Source organism: Ferruginibacter sp. (genome assembly GCF_031430955.1).
GTDB lineage: Bacteria > Bacteroidota > Bacteroidia > Chitinophagales > Chitinophagaceae > Ferruginibacter.
The window spans coordinates 1-3,741 of record NZ_JANPCM010000175.1 but is presented as its reverse complement, the minus strand read 5'-3'; the positions used below and the strand labels follow the sequence as shown (position 1 = coordinate 3,741).

General features: G+C 38.7%; 4 protein-coding genes. 2 read left to right on the top strand and 2 right to left on the bottom strand.

Annotation, left to right across the window (positions count from 1 at the left end; genetic code table 11):
- On the bottom strand, positions 1–233 hold a 233-nt coding region (locus tag ACY65O_RS04740), incomplete at its 3' end, for a sugar phosphate nucleotidyltransferase (RefSeq protein WP_462219699.1).
- 221 nt (positions 234–454) lie between these two features.
- Here ACY65O_RS04740 and ACY65O_RS04735 point away from each other — a divergent pair.
- Positions 455–1,735, top strand: a complete 1,281-nt coding sequence (locus ACY65O_RS04735; RefSeq protein ID WP_462219698.1) for a serine hydroxymethyltransferase — start codon at positions 455–457, stop codon at positions 1,733–1,735.
- 14 nt (positions 1,736–1,749) lie between these two features.
- Positions 1,750–2,160 (top strand): DUF4293 domain-containing protein, encoded by a 411-nt coding sequence (locus tag ACY65O_RS04730; protein WP_462219697.1) that lies wholly within the window; start codon positions 1,750–1,752, stop codon positions 2,158–2,160.
- A gap of 78 nt (positions 2,161–2,238) precedes the next feature.
- On the opposite strand, the gene ACY65O_RS04725 is transcribed toward ACY65O_RS04730, so the two are convergent.
- The coding region (locus ACY65O_RS04725; RefSeq protein ID WP_462219696.1) for a T9SS type A sorting domain-containing protein at positions 2,239–3,741 on the bottom strand (1,503 nt) is incomplete at its 5' end.

Below are 3,741 nucleotides of genomic sequence, written 5' to 3'. Positions count from 1 at the left end.
TGATTTACAAAATGGCAATTTAAGTGAGGGTATTTTTCTTTTACGTAATCTTGAATTTTTTCGCCCTGGTATCCTATAATAAATACAAAATCTTTTATTCCTGCTTCCTGCAGCTGATCTACTATAATACTGAGAATGGTTTTTCCTGCAAGAGGAATTAACGCTTTAGGTTGTGTGTATGTATGCGGACGAAGTTTAGTGCCTGCGCCTGCAACCGGAATAATGGCCTTCATGCTTTGAATATTTGAGAAGCGTCTTTTTTTAAAAGGATGTGAAATTAGTGATTTTTTAATAAGCTGGTGTATTTTTTACACAGGCATCGTTAAGGAGGGTTACCAACCTTATCAATTACAATTATTTTTCCAACAAAAGTAACAAAGGTTGACAACCCCTGCGATGGATTTTAGGTTTCATAAAAACTTGCATTTATCTTTGCCCCTCAAAATTTTAATAAATGCAAAGAGATACCGTAATTTTTGACCTGATCGATAAAGAATTAGAAAGACAGCGCCACGGCATTGAGTTGATTGCCTCCGAAAATTTCACCAGTTTGCAGGTAATGCAGGCCATGGGAACTTCCCTTACTAATAAATATGCCGAAGGTTACCCGGGCCGAAGGTATTACGGTGGTTGCGAAATTGTGGACCAGGTAGAGCAATTGGCAATAGATCGTTTAAAACAAATTTTTAATTGCGAATACGCCAATGTGCAACCTCACAGCGGCGCTCAGGCCAATGCAGCTTTATTATTAGCCATTCTGCAGCCCGGCGATAAAATATTAGGATTGGATTTAAGCATGGGCGGGCATTTAACCCATGGTTCGCCGGTAAATTTTTCAGGTAAACTATATCAACCGCATTTTTATGGTGTAAAAAAAGATACCGGCTTAATAGATTATGAAATGCTGGAAGAAAAGGCCCGTGCAGAAAAACCAAAAGTTATTATCTGCGGAGCAAGTGCCTACAGCCGTGATATTGATTATGCAAGAATAAGAAAAGTGGCCGATGAAGCAGGTGCTTTTGTTTGGTGCGATATGGCACATCCTGCCGGTTTAATTGCAAAAGGTTTATTAAGTTCTCCTTTTGAGCATTGCCAGTTTGTAACCAGCACTACCCATAAAACTTTACGTGGGCCACGTGGCGGTGTTATCTTAATGAAAAAAGATTTTGAAAACCCTTTTGGTTTAAAAGATGTAAAAGGTAATGTGCGGATGATGAGTAATTTACTGGACATGGCTGTTTTTCCCGGCACACAGGGCGGGCCGCTGGAGCATGTAATTGCTGCAAAAGCAATTGCCTTTGGAGAAATACTTACGGATGAATTTACCGTGTATGCCAAACAGGTAATTGCAAACGCACAAGCCATGGCAAAAGCATTTAATGCAAAAGAGTACCAATTGATTAGTGGCGGAACCGACAATCATTTAATGCTGATTGATTTAAGAAATAAAAACATCAGCGGAAAAAAAGCAGAACAGGTTTTAGGCAAAGCAGACATTACTGTAAACAAAAACATGGTGCCTTACGATGATAAAAGTGCTTTTGTAACAAGCGGTATTCGTGTTGGTGTACCTGCTATTACCACCAGGGGAATGAAAGAAGAACACATGCCCGTAGTTGTTGATTTTATTGATAAAGCTTTAATGAATGCTGATGATGAAGCCATTTTATCAGCTGTTGCCAAAGATGTAAAAGCTTTTATGCAGCAGTTTTCTTTGTACCCCGAGTTAGGATAATTAAAAAATATTTTATGATACAACGCATTCAATCTGTATGGCTGCTGCTGGCTGCTGCCTGCGCTTTTCTTTCTATTAAACTACCTTATTACAGTGGCACAAATGCAAAAGCTGTTGCATCTTACGAATTAAATGGCAACGAAAATTTGTTATTACTCTGCACAACAGTCATAACAGGCACTTTAGCTTTTATTACAATTTTTTTATTTAAAAAAAGAACTTTACAACTGCGTTTATGTGTACTGGGTATTTTGCTTGAAGCCTTAGTAATTTTTTTATACTATCGGGAAGTAAGCACTTTTTCGCAGGGTACTTATTCTTTATGGGCAATACTCCACAGTTTAATTGTTATCTTTTTTATGTTAGCTGCAAGGGCAATTAATAAAGATGAAAAATTAATTAAAGACAGCAACAGGCTTAGATAATTTTTGCAAAAAACATTCACCAAAAAAAAAGCGCCTCCATTAAGAGGCGCTTTTGGTTTTTATAGATCGATGTGTAAGTTATTGCTTCACAAATTTGATGGAGTTAGTTTGTCCATCGCTAAATACGCCTCTTACTACATAAGTTCCTTTTGATAAATTGCTGATCTCCAGGTTTACGATACTTGTTCCGTTCTGCAACTGAACGGTATTTCTGTAAACCACTTTACCTTCAAGCGATACTATCGACAATTCTACCTTATCTTTTTTAGCTGTAGTAATACTTAATTGAGCTGTGTTGCTTACCGGATTAGGTAGCAAACCTGCTAAACGCATATCTTTTACCTGGCTGCCCACTTTTATTATTAAAGTATAGCTGATTTTTCCATTGTAATCAATGGCTTTTATACGATAATAGGCAAGGGCCGATACATTACTGTTATCATCGTAACTAAAGGGTTGTGCACAGCGGGCCTGTGTAGCCGTAATTGAATTGATAGTAGTAAAGCTTACACCATCTGAAGAACGCTCAATTTCAAAAGTAGCTTCTGTACTGCTGCATGCTGCAGCCCAGTTTAATGTATTTACGCCATTACCTTTGGCCGCATTAAAGTAATTAACTTTTATAGCCAATGGTGCTCCGCCTGCATTTATAGTACCCACTGCAAAAGGAGAAAAGGTAGTTACGTTAGTACGTGTTGCGGTATTAGCTACATTATCCCCAGAGCCAACTGCTGTTCCCCAAAGTGGGCCATCAAAGTGAGCTATACCGATTAATGGATTGGGGTTTGTTGAAAAAGAAGCACCTTCTAACGTTGCTGGCCATCCTAACAGCAAAGAAGTGTTTCCGGGGCTTTGAGTAGGTGTACCCGGGCCATTGTAATTTATTGTCCATACGGCATCAACACATTTATTTTTTTGTGCAGCAGTAAATGCTGTTCCGTTAGGTGTTCCGTCGGCAGTAATGCCATTAAATGCACTTACGCTAAAAGAATTATTTGCCTGAACAGTTGTAGCAGATAGCGTAAGTGTTGCAGGTAAATAATTAGTACCATCACCAACAGGAAATAAATATAAACTGTTCGGAGCAATAGTATTTACTCTTAATAAACCTGTGGTTGCGCCAGATACTGCTGACCTGATATGTTTGGTGGCACTAAAAGGTGTACCGCCAATAGCATTAGCAGGAGCTGCTGCAAGTATTAAATTAGGCGTAGCGGCAGCAGGTATTGTTAATATACCACTGGTTAAAGTTAAAGTACCAGTTAGCGTACGTACTGCATTTAATAATGTAACACCATTTGCATTATTAATTATAAGATTTGCAGGGCCCGATGCTGCAGGAAATTCTATTGCTGTTGCAGTTTGAGCTGCTGAACCTTGATAAGTAAGTGTAGCACCTGCTCCATAAGCTACTGCGTTGGTAAGTGCAATTGCACTACCCTGTAGAGAAAATGTTCCGTTAACATTCGTACCGGCTAAAATTGTCTTATTACCACTACCTGAAAGTGTAAGATTATTTACTGTTGCAGGCATCCCCGTCATAGTTTGATTACCACTACCATTAAATTCATAATTAGCTGT